Below are 23,060 nucleotides of genomic sequence, written 5' to 3'. Positions count from 1 at the left end.
CAATGACTAATGACCAATGACTAAACCAGCAATGGTCTAAATCCATGTTTTACTGATACCCGACCAATCTGCTCCATTTTGTCTACGGTAATCTGATTCCGTCCCCACGAAAAGTTCGTGTATAACTTCTCAAATTCCAGCAGCATTGATTCGGCAAAACAAGCAAACAACTGGCGGGCTGGCACGTCCATATTGACGATTTTCATAATCTTCCAGTCAATATCCAGGGAATGCTCTACAATTCCACCATTTAACACGTATACACCAGGATGCTGAATTTTCGTCGCTAAGTTTTTAGGATAGCCACCATCAATCAACAAACAGGGTTGTTTCAAAGTGGTAGCGTCAATTTCCACACCTTTGGGCATACTGGCAACCCAAACGACAACATCAGCTAGGGGCAGTGCTTCTGTCAAACTCATAATTTTTCCTCGCCCCAGTTCGCCTTGCAACTCTTTGAGACGTTCTTGGTCACGGGCTATCAACAAAAGTTCTTTGACATCTGTTTTCGCATCTAGCCAGCGTGTAACTGCACTACCAATATCCCCAGTTGCCCCACATATCGCAACAGTTGCGTTTGATAGATCAATTCCCAGTTGTTTTGACGCTTCTTCCACCTGCTTACAAAGAATGTAGGCAGTATGCGTGTTTCCTGTGGTGAAGCGTTCAAAATCTAGTTTAATGTTGCGGACTTGGCTAAACTGCTCTAACTTAAAATTTTCAAAAATAATTGAGGAAAATCCGCCTAAAGCTGTGATGTTAATACCATGCTTCTGTGCATGGGCCATAGCGTTGAGGACTTTTCGTGTTGCGGCTTTGATGCGACGACTCGCTAGCATCTCCGGCAAAAAGCAAGATTCTACATACCGTCCTTCAATTTTTTGCCCAGTTATACTGGTGACAATAATGCTATCGACAATTTGCGGCGGGGCGCTGCACCAAAAGTCTAGCCCTTGATCGGCATATTCTGGGTATCCCAATTCTTGAGCTACCGCTTGAGCGTGTTCTAAACTAGCGAGATGTCCAATTAGACCAAACATGTAGTGATTATTAAGCTTATGCTGTCTTGAGCGCGTGGAATTTAGTAGAGTGAGGAGTTGGGAGTTAGGAGTACGACTGATAATTTCTCACTGATCATTCCTCACTCCTAGCTTTTTTAAGCGGCTGTGAGTCCGTAGGCTGACAAGCGCATAATATCGCGGGTCGTAAAACCTATGTTACTTAATGCTTCACCGTATTGAATCATAAAGTCTTCTACTAAAGCATCTTTTTCCATTGCCATTGTGTGGGCATCACCCTCTACTTGGTTGAGCATTTTCCAGACAATGGGCAGGTTATGCCGATTTGCAAGTTCAAGTTCCGCTTTGGATTCTGTAAAATGTTCTTTCAACCAAACTTCTCCAAAGTTGAGGTGGCTATATTCTTCTTTTACTACTCCCTCGGTGATTTTACGGGCAAAATCATCGGCGACGGGGATGTAAATGTTATATGCTGCGATCGCAAAACATTCAATAATTAAAGACTGAATCAACAAGCAGGTAACGACCTTCCCTTCCGAGGCCGCCGTTTGAAAATTTTGGTGTAGTCCAGAGAAAAACTCCTTGGCAAATTGCAAATCTGGGGTAACATGCAAATTCCGCCCACAAGCTTCAAATCCTTTTTTGTGGCGGCTTTCCATCTTGGATAGGCGAATCAAGTCATCATGAGATTCCGGCAGCAGTTGGGCTAGTGTGATGTAATTCTCATGGGCTTCTTGTTCCCCTTCAATCACGATCGCATTAATCCGGCTATAAGCATCTTTGTATGTTTCGCTCTTGAAATCTAATTCTTTAAATTGGTCTGCAAGCTGCTGCATGGTATGTTGATTCCTGTAAACCTGAATTATTTGACACCAAAATTTAATTTACCCTATGAACTGAGGGTAATAATCACTGCGGTTTAATTTAACTTAACAAGTAACTATGTTTATAGATTAACTGTTGCTGAGGGCGATGCTCTAGTACTAGCGAAACAAATGCTTTGCACCTAAAGTTATGTCCAAACCAAACCCGAATCTGAAATCTGGCGATTTTTTCAGCCTAGTAGTGTTACTGCTAGGGGCATTGATCGTTCTATTACCACTGTTTGTGGTCTTTCTCACCTCCTTTGCACCAACCGCCGCCAGCCCAGAAAATTTGTCCAAAAATAACTGGTCTTTAGCTAATTACCGCGTTGCATGGCAACAGGGAAAATTTTTGCTGGCGTTTGCTAATTCTACCTTGGTAGCGATCGCTGTGACGGCGTTTCAGATTGTCACTTCTGCTTTAGCGGGTTACGCCCTCGCACGGCTGAAGTTTCGGGGACGCCAAGCACTGCTATTAGTCGTTTTAGCAACTTTGGTGATTCCCTTTCAGTTATTGGTGATTCCCATCTTTTTGGTTTTGAAGTGGGGACACCTGATAAATACATACTGGGCACTGATTTTACCTACTGCTGTCAACGGCTTTGGAATTTTCTTATTACGTCAGTATTTCCAGACAATTCCCGTCGAGTTAGAGGAAGCCGCAGCTATAGACGGGGCAAACCGACTGCAAATTTTATGGCGGGTGATGTTACCTTTAGCCCGTCCGGCCTTGGTGACGTTGTTTTTGTTCACCTTCATCGGCGAATGGAATGATTTGTTTAAGCCTCTGGTATTTACGACACGACCAGAATTAAGGACGGTGCAGCTGGCGTTGGCAGAGTTTCAAGAGCAATTTACGAATAATTGGCCGTTGATGATGGCAGCAGTGGCGATCGCGACAGTTCCAGTGATGGTATTATTTCTCATCGGTCAGCGTCAGTTTATTCAGGGTATTGCCACCACGGGGATTAAGAATTAGCCGGGAGGCTGGCGGTGAGTCAAAGCCAGCCTGAGATTGAAATCTCAGCATTGAATTTTGTGAAACTATGCGAAATTCTTCCTAGCCAAGCTGAATCCATAATTGTACACATTCTGTAGGAAATGGAAACAGTTATGAACCCTGAAACATTACAACAGTTACAAGACGAGATTCAACAGAAACTGCTTGAAAGCGTTAATAACGCTAACTTATACACAGTGCTTGAGAAGTACGGAGTATTAGAAGATCGAGCTTTGATAGTTCAGTGGCAGTGTAATCTTGACCTAAATAAAATCAAATCTGGTGATGCAGTTAATAAACAGCAACCTAATGAATTATTGTCAGCAACCCCAAAAGACACAGAACAGGGAATTGTGCTAATGAAAAATTCCTGGTGTATCCCTTGCCCTTCAAATCACAACCCTCTTGGCTGTAACTGCTAATTGACACTCTCCGACCTTTGAGGTCGGAGATTCTTGGTTCATCCAGCAAGCCGTAAACCTTCAAGTCCCACACACTAGTCGCCGACTAGCACACGAGCAATACTTGACCAAACATCCACTACTACTGTACAAAATGCCGAGCCAATTCATGAAAGACCTAGAGGGCATCTGTCCCCAAGCTTTTAGGTACTGTATCAAGAGTGCCTTAAAATCTGTTCCTCTCTTTTCCCTATGTTCCGGCGTGCCCCGCCGTACATTGAAATCAATTGTTGTTTTTTTCTAGGTTCACGCACCATTGATTAAATAGCGACTAGGTTTTTAAGGTGGACTTTCCCTACCCACCGAGCATTACTACTTTCTAGCCAGTCGCTTGGGGTCTCCCCAGAGTTTTCATTGTCGCGTGCTAGCGGTTTTTCTGCCTGTACTCTATAGTCAATATTGTGCAGACAAATGGCGGTATATGTCAAGAACTAAAAAGTTAGATATTCGGGTGTCTGAGTATGAGTTTGCCCAGTTGCAGCAAGAATCTGAAAAACAAGGTTGTTCAATGTCTGATCTAGTTAGAAAATACATTGCTAAACTACCAAAACCAAATATAAAGCCGTCCTAGAAGGACGGGGTTTTAAACCCAACTCTTTGATAAAGTAAATCTAAGGAAACCAACTTGGGTGGGCTGGTTCACCAGTTGCTACAACTCTTTTGACTACAGCAACGCACTGGCTCCCCAAGAGTAATTTTATTTTTACTTTATAAATGACCTCTAAAGAGTTTATTCTAGTGAGTATAAAAATGCTGAACTTTGCATTTACTAGTTAGGCTACAGAGATAATCTCAAGTATCACTATACCTAATTAGCAAGGAGCAGTATTTAAATATACTCTTATTTTTTGGGTGCAAGTTAGTCATGTCTCAATACCGAAGCAGTTGGTGCTGGGAGTTAGGGATCGTGAGTACCTTAGCGATCGCTGGAGTGCTGACTTTCTTTGAGAGTTTTGCCTTAGCCCAAATACAAAAAGATAGCACACTTGGATCTGAAAGTTCAGTCATTACACCAAAGCTAATCGATGGTCAGCCTACAGACCAGATTGATGGTGGGGCAGTTCGTGGTACAAACTTATTCCACAGCTTTGAACAGTTTTCTGTCTCTGCGGGAAGGACAGCCTACTTTAATAATGCAAGAGATATTCAAAACATCATCAGTCGGGTAACAGGCAATTCTATTTCTAATATAGATGGCATTCTGAGGGCTAACAGCGCAGCCAACCTGTTTCTGATTAATCCTAACGGCATTGTTTTTGGGTCAAATGCTTCTTTAAATATCGGCGGTTCATTTGTGGGCAGTACGGCGAGTAGCTTGAACTTTGCTGATGGGACAAAATTTAGTGCTACATCTCCTCAAACTACACCCCTGCTGACAGTAAGTGTTCCCATTGGTTTACAATTCGGAACAACTGCGGCTCCCATCCGCAATCAATCCCAAGCACAACCAGATGGCGCAGTTAATATCTTTGGACAAGGCGTTGGTCTACAGATACCGCAAGGCAAAACCTTGGCACTTATAGGCGGTGATATCACGCTAGATGGGGGAAATATCACAGCAAAGGACGGAAGCGTTGAGTTAGGAAGTGTCGCTGATAATAGTCTGGTCAGTTTGAGTCCAACGAACCAAGGTTGGGCATTTGGATATGAAGGTGTTCCAAATTTCCAAAACATCGAATTAATCAAATCGAGCCAAATCTCATCCACCATCGATACTCATGGAGACAGTGGCGGCAAGATCCAGATGCAAGGCAGGAATATACGGATAGCTGGCAGTTACCTAATTCTAGTTTATCCCTTGCAAGATCAGTCAGGGGGGAATGTGACACTGAACGCCTCAGACTCTGTAGTAGTTGAGCAAGATGCACAACTGTTTACTCAGAGTTTCTCCACCGGAGGCTCTGGAAACATAAATATCACTACTAAAAAGTTGGTGGTTAGAGATGGAGGACAATTGCAAGGGCAATTGACCATAAACGCCTCAGATTCCGTGGAACTAATCGGCGGCACCTCCGTTTTTCAGCAAGATGGTAGTGATTTAATATCCAGTGGATTATTTAGTGCAACTTATGGCGATAAAAACGCTGGCAACATCACAATTAACACTAGAAACTTGCGTATCCAAGGAGGGGCAAAAATATCAACAACCTCTGAGAGCATATATGGTTATTTTTCTAACGAAATTATACCAGCTACAGGAAAAGCAGGAAATTTGATGGTGAACGCCTCTGAGTCTGTAGAACTAATAGGAACCTCACCAAATGGTTCTAGGATCAGTGGCTTGTTTTCTGGAACTGAAGGGCCTGGAGATGGCGGCAATTTGACGCTAACGACAGGGCGATTGATGATCGAGGATGGGGCTGCAATATCTGTGAGCAGCCAAGCTCGAAAAAATGTCATCTATGAAGGAGATCCAAATAACTTAGGGAAGGCAGGCGATTTAAATATAACCACTCGCTCCATACTCCTGGACAAAGGAACACTCACATCTAATAGTGAGTCCGGTGGAGGCGGGAATATTACGCTACAGGTGCGGGACTTATTACTGATGCGCCGCGACAGTAAAATAACCACTAATGCAGGTACAACAGGACTTAGTGGAGATGGCGGTAATATCACCATCAAAGCACCTAATGGCTTCATCGTCGCTACCCCCTTAGAAAATAGCGATATCACCGCCAACGCCTTCTCTGGCTCTGGTGGTAAAATCGGAATCACTGCTAAGAACATCTTTGGATTTGTGCCCCGCACTCGTGCAGAGGTAGAGAGGCTTGATTTAAAGGAAATCAACCCGAATAACGTGCCAACAAGTGACATCACCGCGTTTTCTCAACAAAACCCCTCATTAAGTGGGACAGTCCAAATCAACTCACCAGATGCAGACCCCAGTAAAGGATTAGTGCAATTACCTGCAAATCTTGTTGATGCCTCGCAGCAAATTGTTGCTGGTTGTAATTCTGGTGGAAAAATAGCCAGGAGTTCATTTATTGCTACTGGGCGTGGAGGACTAGCACCCGATCCCACAGAGCCATTGATAGCTGATAATGCGGTGCTGGCAGATTGGATTACACTGGAGCCAGAAAGTAAGAATCGTGCTGGCGGTATTCACAAAAGACTGGTTGTTCCGAAGCAGAGAAACACAGAAGAAAACTCACACAAAGTTAATTCTGTCAATGAACCTACTGAAATTGTGGAAGCCCAAGGATGGGTAATGGATGCCAATGGGAACGTAGTTCTGGTTGCTCAAGTACCCACTGCGTCGCCCCATAACTCCTCACTTGTCGCTACATCTTGCGCTGGTAATTAGAATTTGAGACATGGTGATTTTAACATGGCTGGTGTTAAACTCCCCATCCCTAAAACCTCAGTGAGAGCGTTGCTTTCCCGCCCTGCAATAAATTGCGGGCTAATAGCTAAAGTACGTTGAAACGCACTGAAATTAAAGAAATTAATTGGTGTTAAAGCTTCCGAAGGAGGTGAGGTTGTTGATGGTGAAACAGCTTTCCACCAACTGCAACAGAAGCTACAACAGCGACGGTAACAGGTGGAGAATAATTGATTCCCCACTCCCCACTCCCCACTCCCTAATTCGTCTCCTGAATTTGCAAACGAATAGTGTGTTCAGTCGCACCACTAAGTTGCAATTCCATGATTTCACCACCCAGAGGTTCCAAGCAAGTAAGGAGTGATCGCAAATTGGGTGTACTTGCGCCAGTATCTACATACAATCTATCTGCTAAATTACTGATCCGTTTCCAAGTCATGTAAAGTTTAGCGATCGTTTGTTCCATCTGCGATGCTTGATTTACTAAATCAGCAGCAATGCTTAAACAGCCGACTCTTTGCGCTTCTTCTAAGGCTGTTTCAATATCAATATCTTCTTGGGTTAGCGCCTGAACTTGAGCCGCCCCTTTGAGATATTTCGCCAAGTTACGCGCTTCGGTAGTTACTTGTTTGAGAGTATCCACATCGGGATTAGCAGCAATTTCCTTTTGAATAAACTTTTGGTGCGATTCTGGCAGTTTTTCCATTTCCTTCACCAGTGGGGCGATGTAGCGCGGAGGAAGGGTGTTATCTGCGGCTTTTTCCTTGACTGCTTCGGGTAATAAATCTGAGGACATGGCTGTCCATTCATCGCTAAGTTGACGCACTTCGCGCCTGGTAATGCGATCGCCTTTTTGGGCAGCTTCACTCACCATCTGTTGCACTTGGGGGGATGCTTTGGAGGTTTCGATAAATGCCCGTTTGCTAAAGTTGTTCACAGATCCGGGGTCAAGTTTCCCGTCTTCGATGAGAGTATCAGCACTATTGGCCAGTTGAATCCAGGCATAAGCTTGACTTTTGCTGATTTCCCGCTCTTTTAGCCATCGCAGAAAGCCAGTACCGCGTCCATCACCACCAATTTTCTCTCTGTCGCGGATCGCCCGTAAAATTCGCCCCCGCCAGATTTCAGTTTGCAAATCAAAGCGATCGCATACCTGCCAAGCTATTTCTAGCTGCTGTTGAAAATCTGACTCTAGAATCTGTTCATCTTCTGGATCGGGCAGTTCAAAGCTGATATCTTCTGGCTGTAGTAAAGCAGCAGCAAGGTCGTTGATGGAGTCGGTATCTTGCACGATTGATCACTAACTAGTGGATGCGATCGGCTTATTATGCCACAATCTGTAGATTCTAACCTAAGAGGTGGTGCGGTATCTTGAATTACAGCAAAATGGTAGGAAGGGGTAAACCACCTAGCGAAGTCTTTAATTGATCAGAGAGAATAAAAATAAAACGATGAACCCGGTAGATTACCTCCGCATTAGCTTAATTGATCGCTGTAATTTTCGTTGTCAATACTGTATGCCAGAGGGAGTAGAACTGGACTATATTCTCAAGCAACAGCTTTTGACTGATGAGGAATTACTTACCTTAATTCAAGAGGTATTTATTCCAGTCGGTTTTAATCGGTTTCGCTTGACTGGGGGTGAACCCTTATTACGTCCCCGTGTAGTGGATTTAGTCAGTGCGATCGCAACTCTCCCCCAAACTCAAGATATCTCAATGACCACCAACGGTTTTTTGCTGGCTCCGATGGCGCAAAACCTCTACAATGCTGGTCTGCGACGAATTAATATTAGTCTGGACTCTCTTGATCCCGACATTTTTGACCAAATTATCGGTAATCAGGGTCGTTCTCGTTGGCAACAAGTTTGGCAGGGGATTCAAGCTGCCCATAGTGTTGGATTCGACCCGCTAAAGTTAAATGTGGTGGTGATTCCTGGTGTCAATGACCACGAAGTTCTCGATTTAGCCGCCCTGACAATTGACAAACAGTGGCACGTTCGATTTATTGAGTTTATGCCTATTGGTAATGTGCATTTGTTTGGCGATCGCGGTTGGGTATCTTCAGCCGAGTTACGACAACGCATTTGCGATCGCTGGGGCTTGACAGAATCCCAAGTTCGTGGTGCTGGCCCTGCTGATGTCTTTCAAATTCCCGGTGCGAAGGGGACACTAGGATTTATTAGTCAGATGTCAGAATGTTTTTGCGATCGTTGTAACCGGATGCGCCTGAGTGCCGATGGCTGGCTGCGTCCCTGTTTATTGAATGAAACTGGTCAAATAGATTTAAAAACCGCTCTGCGTTCTGGTATCAGCACCACTCAATTACAAGAGCAAGTCAGGCATTTATTAGGAATCAAGCCAGAAATTAACTTTAAAGAGCGTGATTCTGGCATTTTAGGTACATATACCCGCACCATGTCTCAAATTGGCGGTTAGTAATTAGTCATTGGTCATTTGCAAATGACTAGGGACAAATGACTAACAAAGAAGTCTGAGCGAAGGTTTCCTCCGCTCAGAACTTCAAAGACAAATGACTATTACGCTTGTCGTGAGTAGTATTCCACCACAAGTAGTTCATTAACTTGTAATGCCACCCATTCGCGCTCAATAACGCTGTTAACTTTACCAACCAACTTAGTTTTATCAAACTCCAAATGACTGGGGAGGTTAGCCAAACCGGGATATTGTAAGTTAGTTTCCACCATTTTGCGTGATTGTACCCGATCCCTGACCGCAATCACTTCACCAGGACGGCATTGGTAGCTGGCAATATTTACCACACGACCGTTAACAGTGATGTGACTGTGATTAACCAGTTGACGAGCTGCTGGAATAGTTGGGGCAATACCCAAGCGGAAAACGGTATTATCCAAGCGCATTTCTAGCAATTGCAGCAGCACTTGTCCGGTTGAACCAGTAACACGTCTGGCTTTCCGCACATAGCGGAGCAATTGCTTTTCAGTCAAACCGTAGTTGAAGCGGAGCTTTTGCTTTTCTTCTAGACGGATAGCATACTCAGAGCGCTTCTTGCGGTTCTGACCATGCATACCAGGTGGGTAAGCGCGTCTGGCGCTTTTACGAGTCAATCCTGGTAAGTCGCCTAAGCGACGGACAATTCTGAGGCGTGGTCCTCTATATCGGGACATGAGTTTCCTTAATCTAATCCTGTTTAAACTTTACCCAAACATTCTATTTTGACATTCCCCCGATCAGAAATCAGGGGATTCTTGATTTTTTGAGGCTGCTTGCCTTGGTATGACGTATCCTACCAATGTAGAGGCATCCAATGCGCGCCAGTTGTTTTAAGTCGGTAGAGCCGACCCCTGACTTGCAAGCCTGAATTCCGGCGTGTCCCGCCGTACTCCTGCCAATAAGTTTTTTGTGTTTATTTAGTTTCGTAGGCTACTCAATCATCAGATTGGTTTACGCAGTATTCTTACTTTGAAATACTTTTTACGTTGCCTACTTATCTTTCAAACAGTTATATTAGCACAATTTTCGAGATAATTAATTATGTATATACTTTAGTCCCGCCGAAATTCTTTGATTGCAGAGGATTTTTCAAATAATATTTGAGTTAGCATAGCCTTGGGTGTTTGGAGAATGGCAATATCAATGAGCAAAAAAGTGGTTAGCAGAGGTAAGAACAAACAAGGCAGTTCGACCTCCAGGATTTTAATAGTACCAGTTTTGGCTATAGCTGGATGGTTGACAACGATCTTGCCTAATGTGGCTGTTGCTGCCTCTTACAGCAATGATTATAGTGTCTGTGCGGCTCGCCTTCTGAGGGTCGGTGTTACGGCAGAAGCAGCATCACAAGGTTGTGCAAAAGCACTGCGTCCAAAGGATTTGGCTGCTTGCGTCGCTAAAATTGAGAAGCAGACCCAAATTGCCGCGACAGATGCGCTTTCTTCTTGTGGGAGAGCTAGGCGTCCTGAGGAGTTATCTACCTGTGTAGTCGGTGTCAGTTCTAGTACTCAGGAAGCAGTTAATCCAGAAGCTTTAGATTACTGTGGTCGCAGTTTGCTGCCCGTGCGCTTTGGTCAGTGTGTGGTTGGCTTACGTAGTAAAATCGACCTTCCTCCTGCCCAGGTATTGGAAACTTGTATCGATGCTAGTGACAGTGTTATCGGGGCTTCATCTTCGTCTACACCGCAGAATATAATTCCTACTGGATCAAGTCCAAGTCTCGAGATTACCCCAATTCCAACGCCGCAACCGCTTATTCCCGCGCAGCCGGTTGTTCCAACGCAACCCCTTGTTCCAACGCAACCCGGCACTAATTAAAGTACAGTGCTTTGTAATTGACTGAAAATACAGGGTGAACTACCCACACTGTACCGTCAGGTCAGTGTGGGCTTCCAGTTTCACGGAGGATTGCCGCATCTTGGATTTGCCTCCGCGAACTGGTCTTACATCCTCTCCACTGGCGTTAGCCTCCCCCGTCCCAGAGGAGGACAGCATTTCGACTGCGCTCAATGCAAGCATTCTGAAGAGCGACAATATTTATATAAAATCCGCTATAATTCCCCTCTGCTTGCAAATTATGCAAACTAAATACTTCACAATACAAAAGTCACAAGCAATTTTGTGACTTTTGTACTACTAGTAGACTATTACAATTCAACGGCTGAAATTTATTCAGCTAGCGGCTTATATCCCCCGCATGAATGACGGGGGCTTTACGCATCACAACTCGTAAAAAGCTTACTTTATCAGCTTTTTTAATTTTGAATTTAGCGTAATGGCGCTAGTCTTCTCTTTGGCCAAAAACCGTCTGTAAAATCACTGGAATACCACCGTCTTTGTGATATTTATCTGCCCAGGCACGGATAACTTCATCCAGTTCTTCCATAGCCTGCTCCATTTTTTCTGGGAGGATATCAAGTTCTTCCAGCAAGCGCATGGCATTTCGTCGCCGTTCTGCCCAATTTTTCATCATGCGGAAATACCGAGCGGTATCTTCCACCATGATGTAAGTGCGTTCTTGATCGTCTGCTGGGGCATAAAAAGGACGGGTAAGAGCGTAGAAGGGCATTCCCCAAGGAGAATCAATACGTGTTACCGTGCCTGAGTAGAGTAGACGGCGCTTGATATGCTCACCCAAGGCTTCACTCAAAGGCATTTGGTGTTCGGGTGGCAAGTCTTCTTGCGATCGCTTGTGCAAAAACTCGATCAAATCCAGAAACTCAAAAGAGCTAACTAACTGGGCATCAGGTAGATTACTTGGCAGTTTCTGCTCAATTTGTCTTTTTTCTTCACTAGTCAGATTGCTACCAGGAACGCGCGATCGCCCCGGTTGCCAAGGATACTTTTCTAACCACACATAAGGCAATTGAATCAGATAGCGCGGTTCCTGAGAACCCAGCATTTTTAACAGTTTGCCTTCTGTTAGCGCCTGTCTGACTTCTTCTACAATAATTTTTACGCGTTTCGGTTCCAGGTGGTGCAAATGCCCTGTCATCCGCAGGTTTTGTCCCTGCTCCAAATACGTCATGTAAATTGCACACTTTGCTGCTGTTGCGGCTGCGTCTAAAAATGCCCCATGCCTGTGCCCACTCGTCCGCATGGCACTAAAAGCCAGATAAAGCATGATCTGATCCATCGCACTGGGGTCAAGACGTTTGATCAGATCTATGTCGTTACTCATATTACAGACAATTGAATAGCACGTTTACAGAGTTTTTAATCAAGTGAGAATTGGTAGTATACACCTGGACTAAGGCAATGTTTTCACTCCAAACTATATTAGTATGCGATAACTATGAGATCGGCGGTAGCACAAACTACCATTTTCGCATCTTTTCTGGTACATGAGCAGATTTAGTATTGTGACTATAACTGTCTCTACATCTAACCAGAAAATTACAGACATCACCAATTCTAGTTTGAAGGCGCTTTAGGTTTCAAAAGTCAACTATGTTGCAATTAATCTACAAAGTATTTTAGATATCTGAGGTTTTTCTCATCTTTCAAGAGCAACAACGCCAAGCTGCTTACACCTATTTGTGGCATTATACCGACTCGGAGTAATAACTAGTTTGCGCGGTTTATCTAGGATATCTGTTACTCGAAAAAGATGGTTTTTCTCAGCTTTGGCAAATTATTTGTAGCACACAGGTGAGTAGAAATAATTGGGAGTGGTCTAAAAATAAATCGCTTGCCAGGTGTAGCCACATTTAGAGGTTGTCTTTGTGAACTATCATCCCGTTGACAACCTCCAGTGCTGTCTCGGCAGTATCAGCCGTTGGCTTAAGGAAAGATAGGAGACATCAAGTAGAGCAAATAATTCCAATTTCAAAATACCTGTTGTTTCTTCAAATATTATTTTGTATCATATCATTGTTTTTAGAATTTGGGAAAACTTTATGTATTTTAAATTTTCCAAACAAGGCGTATTCAAATAATCTATATTCTGGTTAAATCAAGGTTTGATGATATTTTTATCTTTCCTCCTAAAACCAAGTCTTATTTATTTTTTGTGTTGATGATTTGACACAGAAAGCTAGGATTTAGTCTGAATTAATCGCATAGCTATCAGGCTTTGTTAATCGTGCCAATAAATAACCTCAAGATTAGTTACTAGCCATAGATATGATAAAAGAGATTGGATTTAATCTGATGATTAGTGAGAGATTTTTTCTCAATGAGTTTATATTTTTTTCATGAAATAATTTTAATATTTCATGATTTAACTAATTCTTTGGCTACTTTCAAGTATGTTTTCACCTCGCTGTTTTATATATTTTAGAGACTTGAATTGCGTAGATAGTTTGTTGCTAGAAAAGAAGGAAAATCCGCAGCAGGCTACGATATAAGCTTCTTTCTCTGGGCGTTTGCGCGATCGCAGACCAAGTTGACGTTTTACAGACAGAAATAAACATACCATCTCACCAAACACAAAAGCATGGAAATGAGGAATTTGGAATTTCGTGTTACTAGCAGGGGTTTTAGTAGGATGAAGGTATTAGCTGTTTCACGGGCGATCGCTGCATATATTCATGTAGCTACAATAGTCTCCCACGCTGAAAAAACGGGTTACTCTAAACATTTTTGATCTCCTAGTTTCAAAATGTGCTGCAATGGTCTTAACTCCTTGCCAATTTCCTCTTTTAGCAAGTACTCATGCTCAATTGCTTGAGTTCAGTAGTACTCATACTGTCAGGGCTATTTCATTCTTGGCATAACCCGCCCGGAAATTTATTTCCTTTTCTTATAGTCCAAGTCCGTTTTAACGGACTCAAAAGCTTATTGATAGTCGGTTAAAACCGACTTTAGCCATGAGATGGGGAATTTATTCCCTGGCGGACTAGGGGAGGATGAAATAAACCTGCTCATACTGCTTATATATACGTGTTTTCCCTACCTGTATCAGGCTAAATCCCTAAAAATATATTACAAGTCAAGTTATTTTGATTACTGTCCGCTAATCTATTAGGTGTTATCCACACCTATACAGCAGTCCTAAATCATTCGTAAAAACTTAGATCCCCGATTTTTTTGAGAAATCGGGGATCTTGTATCTGAAAGATGATTTAACGTGAGTTCGATGAACCTCTCCCGGACAGCCTCCCTCGACCTTGGCATCAGCCTGCCGTTAGGCAAGCGGAAAGGGAGGAGCAACGAAAGTTCAGCTTTTTGCTCCCCTCTGGGTGTCGGAGAGGGGCTGCTCTTGAGAGGTCAAATAAGGCTTGTCCAGCTCACGTTGATTTAGAGAAGTTTAGGACTTACGCATTGACAAGAAATACCAAATATGCATAAGGTTAAAAACCACATCTTTCGTAGGGGTACAGCATTGCTCATAGGTGTCAACTTAAGCTGAAAGCCAGTCTATAAGCAGCTTTTAGAGATTGTCTCGTTGTCTCGTTCGTTGTCTCGTTCCCAGTCGGAGACTGGGAATGCCTATTAGAGGCTCCGCCTCAAGACTAGCGGCAGAGCCGCTTTTGATCTGCATTTCCAGCAAGAGGCTGGAAACGAGGTTTGAAAAGGATTTTGGCTTAAGTTGACACCAATGAGCATTGCTGTGCCCCTACAGCATGGTCTATTTACGATCACAGGATAATTAATAAAAGCCTGAAAACTTCCTATTTTAGCTAGCGCATATCATGATGCATTTGTACACTGCGTAAGTCCTAAAGCTACAAGTAGGCGTATTCGCATCAGGATTCATGCTGAGAGTGATGGGAATTAAATAATTCGTAATTCGTAATTCGTAATAGAGCCTCCGGCACGCACTCGCGTTCGTAATTAAGTTTTGTGACGGGGATTTAGCGCTGCATTGCGGTCTTGGGGTCTTCCCTCTTGAGCAACGCAAGCAAGACAGACCCCGACCCAAAACTTACCGGTTATTGAACCGGGGGACTTAAACTCACGGTACTCGGGTAAAGTAGCTCTCATCACAACTAAACTGATTGAACTCGCCATTTAATTCGTGGGATTAGAGGGTTTAACCTGATTTCGCATTGTTTCCAAGCTGAAAGCAGCCGCGCCAAAGGTTACTAACAATACTCCCAGAATTTGCACAATATCCAAATTTTCTTGAATGATTAGCCCAGCGAAAATCACGGTTAAAACTGGAATGCTACCACCGATGATCGCCGATCGCGAGGCACCTAGTTTACTGATACCAATATTGTTGAGCAAATAGCCCGCAAGAGTCAGCACACCCAAAATAAATGCACTTAAAACTAGTTCCAGTATCTTAGAGGGGTCAAGTACCAAGTTCCAACTGCTTGGTAAAGGTAGCATCAAGCAGATAAAGCTCAACAACAGCATGGTAGCGAAGTTTATTAAAGTAAAAGTCACCGGATGCAGTTTGCTAGCACAAACCCGCGTCAGAATTATGTAGGCAGCAAAAGCCACGCCTGCAAGAATGGCGGTGCTGCTTCCCATTGAAATATTACCCATACTGATGCTGGGAGAACCCGCTAAAACCAACAATTCACCGCAGCAAATTGCGGCGATCGCACTGATGCGGAATATGGTCGGGCGATCGCGAAACAGAAACCACGATAATAGACCACTAACCATTGGATAGACAAAGAACAGTGTGATCGCCATTCCAGTCGGGACTTGAGCGATCGCAATGTATATTAGCACCTGAGACAAAAACAAAAAGCCCCCACTCACAATCGACAACAGCAAAATCTGCTTGGTAGCTGCATTAGCACCTGTGGGATTTCCTCGGACTGAATTAGCCAAGTTTTCCAAGTCTTGCCACAATTGGGGATGCAGTATCGGAGATAACAGTAACATCAGTGGAACTACCACCATAAATCGTAGGGTCAAAATTAACAGAGTATTGCCCAAAGTCGGCGGCAGCAGGCGCTCTACCTCTAATACTCCAAAAATCTGGGAACCTTCGTGGAAAATCACCTTGATGGCGACGTTGTAAAGTGACGATACGACTGCCGATAAAACAATCAACAAGAAACCAATTTGAAGCGGCGATAAGCCAGAGGAATTAGGCGATCGGGATTGTGGGCGTTTTGCTTCCGGCTGCGGCTCTAGGGCAGTCGCCGATGAGGATTTAGCTTTGCTCTGTAATCCGTTCCTGCGGAGGGCAGAAATTGGTTCAGCAGCGTTTCTCCTTCGTGAAGGTGGCATTGCTCGTGGCTGTAGTACAGATGCAGTCGGAGGCTCTGATGTCGTTTCCTTTTCTGGCAAGTCCTGATTGAGGACAGAAATTGGTTCGGTGGCATTGTCTTTTGGTGGCGGAACTACAGCCGGCGGCTCTGATGTCGTTTCCCTTTGGGACAAGTCTTGGCTGGGGACAGAAATTGGGTTCCCGGCGTTTTCTCTAACAATGGTTGGCTCTGATATCGTTTCCCTTTGGGACAAGTCCTTGCTGGGGGCAGAAATTGGATTCGCGGCGTTTTCTCTAACAATGGTTGGCTCTGATGTCGTTTCCCTTGGTGAAGATTTATTCGGGATCAGTGAAATTGGCTCAGGGGAATTTCTTGCTACTTCGCCAGATTGTGGCGGGGATGTCTCAAAAGAAATGTTTTTTTCCGGCTCCGTAAACTGCAAAACAGTACGTGTACTTGCTGTTGCTGGTTTGCGTGAAGTTTCTTCTATAGTTTTTTCTAGTTCTCCATGCAGGCGATTAACAAACTCCGCCAAAATCGTTTCCCCTTGCTGCTGCTGGCTATACATCCGTGACAACTGCTGGGAAAGATTACTTTGATAATTTTTGAGTTCCTGTTGCAGCGAGTTAAAAGTAACAGTAACGGTGTCATCCAGGCTGTCAAACATGTGTTCGACTTTTTCATTGATTTCACCTACTACACTGCTGCTGACTTCAGCGGATTTTAGCGCAGCTTGTTCGTAAGATTTGCCCTCGCTGGCTTGGTTAGCTAAAGTTGCCAGAGAGGATTGCAGTTGTGAAGATATATGCTTTGCTAGAACTTCTGCCAGTTGACGAATTAACACTTGCTGCTCAGTGATTTGGCGCACTTGTTGTAAATGCTCTTTTTCCTCTACCAAGCTTTGAATTTCATCAGATAACCGATTTTTTTCGGACTGAAGCCGCTTTACATCTTCCTGCAATGCTCTGAGGACATTCTGCTGAAGATTTTCTAAGTCTTCAACTACAGCCCAAAGAGCATTTTCTGCTGCTCTAGATAGCTCGCCTCTAACTCGCGGGTTTTCTGGTTGCTTCTCGAATCGCCCCATTAGCTTCTAACCTCTAACACCTTGACGATAAAGCTGCTTCCGGTACACTTGGCGCTCATAGTAATTTCTTGTATTTTGTCAGATAAATTAAAAATTTTAACAGCACTTCCGCATTTCAACGTAATTCTGTCATACTAGACACACCTTAGCAAAGCATCAAATTTGTTCTACTGCTTACTAAACGGTCTTCTCTTCAACATTGACAAGTATTTGAGCATTCGATTTTGGACTCCGACTTCTCTACGAGACGCTGTTCGCGTTCGCTCAGTCCTTAAAAAGCGGGACGCTACGCGTAGCAAGATCCCGTTCGCCCTTGGCGTCCCGTAGGGAAGGGTACGACAAAGCTCAGGAACCATCGAACGATTTTGGATTTATCGCCACAACTGGAAGTAGCTTGAACTGAGACTTTTTTGTTTTTGGTCAGTTTTAATTTTCATCAATTATTTGCCAATGAGATTTTTACTTTTAAAGAAATCTCACTCCAAATAACTATTTATTGTTTTGCTACCATATAGTAATTGTCAAAAACTTGCAGATGGGTGCGCGTAGGTGCAAACCGAGTTTTCGCCAGACATCGCCACACAATTGTCTGACTTGCGAAACTAGCTGTAAATTCGTGTGGAATGTAACTTGTGTGACAGTTTACATCTCTAAATAGAGATTAAAGTATCTTTCTGTGGAAATTCAAAGTTACGCTATCCCCTGCACAACATTCTAATGAATGAGCAGCAATTCTGCAAAAACACGCTTTTTTGGCGTTATTGCAGTCTAGGTTTTACTTTGAATAGATGCAGTAGAGGAAAAAGTTAGGAAAATATTAATAATTCTTAGAGGAATAAAATCCGGGCGATGCTAAAGATGGCAGCGCTAAGGGCAGCACTGACGGGGATTGTAATTAGCCATGCGGCGGTAATGCCTTTTAGTGTTTGGAACTTAATCGACTTGATATTTTGCACTAGTCCAATACCAACTACACCACCGACAAGGGCGTGAGAGGTGGAGACTGGTAAACCTAGCCGGGAGGCGATGAGGATGGTGGTAGCAGTCGCAAGTTCGGCACAAAATCCACTACTAGGTTGCAAGGCAATAATGTTTTCGCCAATGGTGGCGATAACTTTTTTACCCCAGACAGCTAAACCACCAACAATCCCAGCACCACCAAGGATTAAAATCCAAATGGGGATAGTGATACTATCTGTAGGTACGCTACCAGTGCGATTGATGTAAACGATCGCAGCTAAAGGAGCGATCGCATTTCCCACATCATTAGAACCATGAGCAAAGGCTACAAAGCAAGCACTTAGCAGCTGGAATCGGGCGAATAATCTTTCTACGGGAATGGGGAGTCGGGAGTCGGGAGTGGGGAGTAGTTCTCCCTCATCTCCCTCATCTCCCTCATCTCCCTCATCTCCCCCCATCTTCCCTAACTGTCGCCAACTAATGATTGTGAGTCCAACTGCTGCTATTGCACCGGTTAACAGTGGAATGTCGTAAGCAGGGATTGTAAAACCAACTTGCTCAATCACAAAATTGGTTAGTGGTTCAGTCAGCGATGGTAATACAATCACGCCGAATACACCTAGTAGTAGAGTACTCAACCAGGGAATCCATTCTTGTAACTGCACTACTTGATTGGGTTGATCCAAAATCCAGTGCTTGATTTGACTGTAGAATAAAGCAGCGATCGCACCACTAATTAACGGCGTTAAAATCCAGCCAATGGTGATTAATTTAATTGATGACCAATCAATTGCATCTACTCCCAAAGCTACCCAACTAAATCCAGCGATCGCACCAACAACCGCATGAGAAGATGAGACTGGTAAACCCCGTGATGTGGCAATTTGCAACCACACACCGCACGATATTAGTACCGTTACCATTCCAGCAACGAATATTTGGGGTGTAGCAGCGAATAAGGCGGGATTAGCAATTTTCGTTGCTAGGGTTTCTGTTACCTCATGCCCAAACAATACAGCACCCGTAAACTCTAATACCCCAGCAATAATTAGTGCTTGTTTGAGAGTAACAGCTTTGGAACCTACAGAGGTTCCCATTGCATTAGCAACATCGTTTGCTCCGAGATTCCAGGCGACGTAGAAAGCTAGTAAGGCGACGGAAAGTAGAGTATAGGACATATATGGGCAGGTAGGGAACATGGGAAAGATGAGGATGAACCTCTGAACTCGGTCGTTGAACCTCTGAACTCGGTCGTTGAACCTCTGAACTCAGTCGCTGAACCTCTGAACTCGGTCGCTGAACTTCTGAACTTGGTCGTTGAACCTCTGAACTCGGTCGCGGAACTTCTGAACTTGGTCGCTGAACCTCTGAACTCGGTCGCGGAACTTCTGAACTTGGTCGTTGAACCTCTGAACTCGGTCGCTGAACCTCTGAGCTTCAGACTTCTAGTTTTAACACTCGCTCATCTCCCTCATCTCCCTCATCTCCCTCATCTCCCTCATCTCCCTCATCCCCCTCATCCCCCTTTTACGGATAAATCAAGATTTTATAAGTATCCGGCGTGGGTGCGATCGCAATTTCCACAGCTGCTGATAAATCTTTTAATGGATAGCGATCGCTAATTAACGCTTTCACGTCAATCTGGTGATTAAATACAATATCAGCTGATAGATTCTGAAGCCGATAAGATGAGCTATAACTGCCGATCAAGTCAATTTCCCGGCGATAGAGGATATTAGGGTTGATGGCAATTTCCACCTCATCAGGGAATTCCGCGAAAAACAAGATTTTGCCACCTTTGCGGGTACTATCAAGTGCTTGAAAGAAAGCTTTCTCACTAGGAACAGCTAGCAGGGTAACATCAACACCCAGCCCACCAGTTAGGGCATGGATTTTGGCGGTTAAATCGGCGTCACGAGCATCAAAAGCCGCCTCTGCACCGACACTCAAGGCTTTTTCAATTCTAGAGGGTAGTAAATCGGTAGCGATCGCTTTTGCTCCGAAATACTTCACCAACATCATGAACATTAACCCAATTGGCCCAGCACCAGTAACTAACACAGTTTGTCCTGGAGCAATTTGTGCTTTTTTCACCGCTTTCAAGCAGCAGTTAGTCGGTTCTACAAAACTCGCTTCTTCAAAACTGATATTATCAGGGATAGGAATTAGTCCACCGTTTTGGACAATATGTCCGGGAACTTTGACATAATCAGCAAAACCGCCGCCACTGGCGTTAAAACCTGCGGTTGTGGAGATATTTTTGTAGACATCGCACATGGAGAAATTATCATTTAGGCAGTAGGCGCAACGCATACAAGGGATGTGGTGCATCACCGCTACCCGTTGTCCAACTTGCCAACCTTTGACATTATTACCTAATGCTGCGATCGTGCCGGCAGTTTCATGTCCAAAAATGCGCGGTGGTTCATACAGTGGATAACGAATTTTTTTAATATCTGACTGACACAATCCCACAACCCGCACCTGTACCAGCACTTCATCTGGTTCTAGGGTTGGAACTGGGATTTCTTCGTAAGACAGTTGATTGACGCCTCTAAATACCTGTGCTTTCACGTTGGTTTTTCCCCGCTCACCGATACTAGATGTAACATTAGCAGTCAACCTTAAGCTATCATCTATAAAATTTATGTTGTGCTGTGAGAATTGCAAGGCGCATGTTGTGCTGTGAGAATTGCAAGGCGCAGATCCTCAACTTCGTATAGAAGTCAGGAATCTTGTTTCTTACGAATGATTCAGGATTGCTATAGTTCTTCTCAAGCTTTGGTCAACATCTTGGAAAGCTTTAATATCTTTATTTGTGACATCTAAGTAGATTGGTAAAGTTCGCTAAATTTGCTCCATTTTTTTTGCTCAACAAATCAAGTAAATCGAGAACAGTCATTGGTGGATTTTTGAGCCTTCTAGATTGCTGCTGCAATACTTTAACTATTTTGTCTGGGTAGAGGTTATAAAGTTCACTCAAAAATTCATCTGGTGATTGTGCTTGTATATTCCAAGGAGCGAGGTCTTTTTCCTCAAAATGTTTGAGATTTGAAGTAACAATTACATCAGCCCCAGTTTTCACGGCAGCAGCAAGTACATGACGATCGCCTTGATGATTTGTCATCCATTCAGACATCTCATTAGGTACTTCCACCATTGCTTCAGGAAAGTATTTTTTCAGATTCCCCTTGAGTCTTATTATTTCCCCATCTGTCATCTTCCCTGTACTCACCAGGTTACGAGTTGCACCATCAAGTATTTCCTGCGACCAAAACGGCAAATATAAACCAGCATCAGCCGCGCACAAAAGAGTATCACGCAGGTAAAAGGGAAACAACACACAGGAGTCTAACAGAGCAGAAACCTTTTCCATGTCAATACTTTTAAGACCTTTACTCGTAAAAGCCCATCTCTTGGCTTTCAGCAATTAACTGATCTAAGAATTTACTCCGCTCAGTATCCCTTTGTTGTTTATATTTCATTAAATCATCAAAACGAACCCGTCGGTGTGAACCCACCTTAATGTAAGCAATTTCACCTTGTTCTAATAACTTGATCAGGTATGGACGTGATACGTTAAGATATTCGGCCGCTTGTTGTGTCGTCAATTCCTGTTGTTGAGGAATTATAGATATAGCCTTACCTGATGCCATTGCGTGAACAACTTGAAGCAGCACTTGATAAATCGGCTCAGGAATGGTAATTTTTTCTCCGTTTGCTCCTACCAGTTTCGCCTGAAAATCTTTAACGCTCAGTATGCGCTCCAGTTCTTTAATAGATTCAGTCTCTAGCTGTGGAGAGATTACAGAATCTAAAGACATATTCTGTCTTAACATCATATTTGTCTTTTACTGTGTTGTAGGGTTTGTCGTTAGCAATGCAATTTACACTGGCAATCTTATTCACTATCTTAATAATACACACTACATAAACGAAATATCCGAAAAAAGAAATTATCTTGTCTGATGCCAAACTAACTGAGGAGAATATGTTGAAACTCCAGCGAGGTTAAGAGATGGTTAATCAGATATACACAGATGATGTCTTAGTTGTCGGCGGGGGAACCGGAGGGACTGCGGCTGCTATCCAAGTGGCGCGACGGGAGCCAAAACTATTCTAGTGAGATAGTGTTACGGCTTCTGTTACGCTGTATTATTTTTGAATATTTTCTCAAGATTTTCTCCAAGACGCCAGCAATGACTATTCGCCATGCGACTGAAACTGACTTGCCTGCAATTGTGGCAATTTACAACGCTGCAATTCCTAGTTGCATGGCAACTGCTGATTTAGAGCCAGTATCTCTGGAAAGTCGCCTTTCTTGGTTTAAGGAGCGATCGCCTTCACAACGCCCAATTTGGGTAATTGAAGTAGAGGGAGTAATTGCTGGATGGCTGAGTTTCCAATCCTTTTATGGGCGGCCTGCCTATAGTACGACTGCGGAAATTAGTATTTACATAGCCCCTCAGTTTCATCGGTGTGGTTTGGGACGCCAAATATTAGCACAAGCAATTAGTGAAAGTCCTAGTTTGGGTTTAAAGACCCTACTATGCTTCATTTTTGCCCACAATCAACCCAGTTTAAAACTTTTTGAAACATTTGGTTTTCAACCCTGGGGACATTTACCTAAAGTTGCCGAAATTGACAGCCTTGAACGGGACTTAGTAATCATGGGACTCCGAATTAATAAACCTGTTGTTTAAGCTGCTCTACTTAGTCAGAATACAAACTAAAAAGGGACAGAGCAACTAAATTT

The 23,060-nt window shown here is 43.7% G+C and carries 18 protein-coding genes and 1 pseudogene; 8 read left to right on the top strand and 11 right to left on the bottom strand.

The window, feature by feature from the left end; translation table 11 throughout:
* Positions 1–20: 20 nt before the first annotated feature.
* Together V7L05_RS02845 and V7L05_RS02840 are read right to left on the bottom strand one after the other, a co-directional pair.
* The gene (locus tag V7L05_RS02845) at positions 21–1,040 is read right to left on the bottom strand and encodes a long-chain acyl-[acyl-carrier-protein] reductase (protein ID WP_335161616.1); all 1,020 of its coding nucleotides are present in this window, start codon (positions 1,038–1,040) and stop codon (positions 21–23) included.
* Between the two features lie 116 nt (positions 1,041–1,156).
* The gene (locus tag V7L05_RS02840) at positions 1,157–1,855 is read right to left on the bottom strand and encodes an aldehyde oxygenase (deformylating) (RefSeq protein ID WP_335161614.1); all 699 of its coding nucleotides are present in this window, start codon (positions 1,853–1,855) and stop codon (positions 1,157–1,159) included.
* 178 nt (positions 1,856–2,033) lie between these two features.
* Here V7L05_RS02840 and V7L05_RS02835 point away from each other — a divergent pair, with 178 nt between their 5' ends.
* From V7L05_RS02835 to V7L05_RS02820, 4 genes are all read left to right on the top strand, one after another.
* Positions 2,034–2,861 (top strand): carbohydrate ABC transporter permease, encoded by an 828-nt coding sequence (locus V7L05_RS02835; protein ID WP_335161612.1) that lies wholly within the window; start codon positions 2,034–2,036, stop codon positions 2,859–2,861.
* A 134-nt stretch (positions 2,862–2,995) separates the two neighbouring features.
* The gene (locus V7L05_RS02830) at positions 2,996–3,304 is read left to right on the top strand and encodes a hypothetical protein (RefSeq protein WP_335161610.1); all 309 of its coding nucleotides are present in this window, start codon (positions 2,996–2,998) and stop codon (positions 3,302–3,304) included.
* A gap of 460 nt (positions 3,305–3,764) precedes the next feature.
* Positions 3,765–3,914: a plasmid mobilization protein gene (locus tag V7L05_RS02825; protein WP_335161608.1), complete on the top strand. Its 150-nt coding sequence runs from the start codon at positions 3,765–3,767 to the stop codon at positions 3,912–3,914.
* Between the two features lie 294 nt (positions 3,915–4,208).
* A complete protein-coding gene (locus V7L05_RS02820) occupies positions 4,209–6,650 on the top strand; it encodes an S-layer family protein (RefSeq protein ID WP_335161607.1) in 2,442 nt (813 codons plus the stop codon).
* A gap of 151 nt (positions 6,651–6,801) precedes the next feature.
* On the opposite strand, the gene V7L05_RS02815 is transcribed toward V7L05_RS02820, so the two are convergent.
* Both V7L05_RS02815 and V7L05_RS02810 read right to left on the bottom strand, forming a co-directional pair.
* Positions 6,802–6,924, bottom strand: a complete 123-nt coding sequence (locus tag V7L05_RS02815) for a hypothetical protein (protein WP_335161606.1) — start codon at positions 6,922–6,924, stop codon at positions 6,802–6,804.
* A 3-nt stretch (positions 6,925–6,927) separates the two neighbouring features.
* On the bottom strand, positions 6,928–7,959 hold the full coding sequence (locus tag V7L05_RS02810) for a hypothetical protein (protein WP_335161604.1): 1,032 nt from the start codon (positions 7,957–7,959) through the stop codon (positions 6,928–6,930).
* A 160-nt stretch (positions 7,960–8,119) separates the two neighbouring features.
* Between V7L05_RS02810 and moaA the strand changes: the two genes are divergently transcribed.
* Positions 8,120–9,106: a GTP 3',8-cyclase MoaA gene (moaA, locus tag V7L05_RS02805; protein ID WP_335161601.1), complete on the top strand. Its 987-nt coding sequence runs from the start codon at positions 8,120–8,122 to the stop codon at positions 9,104–9,106.
* 101 nt (positions 9,107–9,207) lie between these two features.
* Here the strand turns inward: moaA and rpsD are convergent, their stop codons facing one another.
* Positions 9,208–9,816, bottom strand: a complete 609-nt coding sequence (gene rpsD / locus V7L05_RS02800) for a 30S ribosomal protein S4 (protein WP_196515572.1) — start codon at positions 9,814–9,816, stop codon at positions 9,208–9,210.
* A gap of 469 nt (positions 9,817–10,285) precedes the next feature.
* Between rpsD and V7L05_RS02795 the strand changes: the two genes are divergently transcribed.
* Complete coding sequence (locus V7L05_RS02795) at positions 10,286–10,957, top strand: hypothetical protein (protein WP_335161599.1); 672 nt, start codon at positions 10,286–10,288, stop codon at positions 10,955–10,957.
* Positions 10,958–11,420: 463 nt separating this feature from the next.
* Here V7L05_RS02795 and hetR read toward each other — a convergent pair whose 3' ends face one another.
* The 6 genes from hetR to V7L05_RS02765 all read right to left on the bottom strand — a co-directional run bounded on the left by hetR (position 11,421) and on the right by V7L05_RS02765 (position 22,128).
* Positions 11,421–12,320, bottom strand: coding sequence for a heterocyst differentiation master regulator HetR (hetR, locus tag V7L05_RS02790; protein ID WP_335161597.1), 900 nt, complete (start codon positions 12,318–12,320; stop codon positions 11,421–11,423).
* 2,774 nt (positions 12,321–15,094) lie between these two features.
* A complete protein-coding gene (locus tag V7L05_RS02785) occupies positions 15,095–17,344 on the bottom strand; it encodes an EamA family transporter (protein ID WP_335161595.1) in 2,250 nt (749 codons plus the stop codon).
* An 827-nt stretch (positions 17,345–18,171) separates the two neighbouring features.
* Entirely contained in the window at positions 18,172–19,482 is a 1,311-nt protein-coding gene (locus V7L05_RS02780; RefSeq protein WP_335161594.1) for an inorganic phosphate transporter, read from the bottom strand.
* 349 nt (positions 19,483–19,831) lie between these two features.
* Positions 19,832–20,878 carry a zinc-dependent dehydrogenase gene (locus tag V7L05_RS02775; protein WP_335161838.1) on the bottom strand — a complete coding sequence of 349 codons (1,047 nt, stop codon included), beginning with the start codon at positions 20,876–20,878 and terminating at the stop codon, positions 19,832–19,834.
* Positions 20,879–21,116: 238 nt separating this feature from the next.
* On the bottom strand, positions 21,117–21,680 hold the full coding sequence (locus V7L05_RS02770; protein ID WP_335161592.1) for a PIN domain-containing protein: 564 nt from the start codon (positions 21,678–21,680) through the stop codon (positions 21,117–21,119).
* A gap of 19 nt (positions 21,681–21,699) precedes the next feature.
* Positions 21,700–22,128 carry a helix-turn-helix domain-containing protein gene (locus tag V7L05_RS02765; RefSeq protein WP_335161590.1) on the bottom strand — a complete coding sequence of 143 codons (429 nt, stop codon included), beginning with the start codon at positions 22,126–22,128 and terminating at the stop codon, positions 21,700–21,702.
* A 194-nt stretch (positions 22,129–22,322) separates the two neighbouring features.
* Here V7L05_RS02765 and V7L05_RS02760 point away from each other — a divergent pair.
* Together V7L05_RS02760 and V7L05_RS02755 are read left to right on the top strand one after the other, a co-directional pair.
* Positions 22,323–22,429: pseudogene (locus V7L05_RS02760) on the top strand (FAD-dependent oxidoreductase); the annotation flags it as partial.
* Between the two features lie 74 nt (positions 22,430–22,503).
* Positions 22,504–23,007: a GNAT family N-acetyltransferase gene (locus V7L05_RS02755; RefSeq protein ID WP_335161586.1), complete on the top strand. Its 504-nt coding sequence runs from the start codon at positions 22,504–22,506 to the stop codon at positions 23,005–23,007.
* Positions 23,008–23,060: the final 53 nt, after the last annotated feature.

The sequence above is a fragment of the Nostoc sp. genome (genome assembly GCF_036917755.1).
Lineage (GTDB): Bacteria > Cyanobacteriota > Cyanobacteriia > Cyanobacteriales > Nostocaceae > Nostoc.
The sequence above is the reverse complement of the archived record's forward strand: the minus strand, read 5'-3'. Positions and strand labels throughout refer to the sequence as shown.

Excerpts from the sequence above, each read along its gene's own strand:
- V7L05_RS02820 (WP_335161607.1), top strand. The coding sequence starts at position 4,209 with ATGTCTCAATACCGAAGCAGTTGGTGCTGGGAGTTAGGGATCGTGAGT.
- V7L05_RS02780 (WP_335161594.1), bottom strand. The coding sequence starts at position 19,482 with ATGTCCTATACTCTACTTTCCGTCGCCTTACTAGCTTTCTACGTCGCC.
- V7L05_RS02830 (WP_335161610.1), top strand. The coding sequence starts at position 2,996 with ATGAACCCTGAAACATTACAACAGTTACAAGACGAGATTCAACAGAAA.
- V7L05_RS02755 (WP_335161586.1), top strand. The coding sequence starts at position 22,504 with ATGACTATTCGCCATGCGACTGAAACTGACTTGCCTGCAATTGTGGCA.
- V7L05_RS02840 (WP_335161614.1), bottom strand. The coding sequence starts at position 1,855 with ATGCAGCAGCTTGCAGACCAATTTAAAGAATTAGATTTCAAGAGCGAA.
- V7L05_RS02770 (WP_335161592.1), bottom strand. The coding sequence starts at position 21,680 with ATGGAAAAGGTTTCTGCTCTGTTAGACTCCTGTGTGTTGTTTCCCTTT.
- V7L05_RS02835 (WP_335161612.1), top strand. The coding sequence starts at position 2,034 with ATGTCCAAACCAAACCCGAATCTGAAATCTGGCGATTTTTTCAGCCTA.
- moaA (WP_335161601.1), top strand. The coding sequence starts at position 8,120 with ATGAACCCGGTAGATTACCTCCGCATTAGCTTAATTGATCGCTGTAAT.
- V7L05_RS02795 (WP_335161599.1), top strand. The coding sequence starts at position 10,286 with ATGAGCAAAAAAGTGGTTAGCAGAGGTAAGAACAAACAAGGCAGTTCG.
- rpsD (WP_196515572.1), bottom strand. The coding sequence starts at position 9,816 with ATGTCCCGATATAGAGGACCACGCCTCAGAATTGTCCGTCGCTTAGGC.
- V7L05_RS02765 (WP_335161590.1), bottom strand. The coding sequence starts at position 22,128 with ATGTCTTTAGATTCTGTAATCTCTCCACAGCTAGAGACTGAATCTATT.
- V7L05_RS02825 (WP_335161608.1), top strand. The coding sequence starts at position 3,765 with ATGTCAAGAACTAAAAAGTTAGATATTCGGGTGTCTGAGTATGAGTTT.
- V7L05_RS02785 (WP_335161595.1), bottom strand. The coding sequence starts at position 17,344 with ATGGGGCGATTCGAGAAGCAACCAGAAAACCCGCGAGTTAGAGGCGAG.
- hetR (WP_335161597.1), bottom strand. The coding sequence starts at position 12,320 with ATGAGTAACGACATAGATCTGATCAAACGTCTTGACCCCAGTGCGATG.
- V7L05_RS02845 (WP_335161616.1), bottom strand. The coding sequence starts at position 1,040 with ATGTTTGGTCTAATTGGACATCTCGCTAGTTTAGAACACGCTCAAGCG.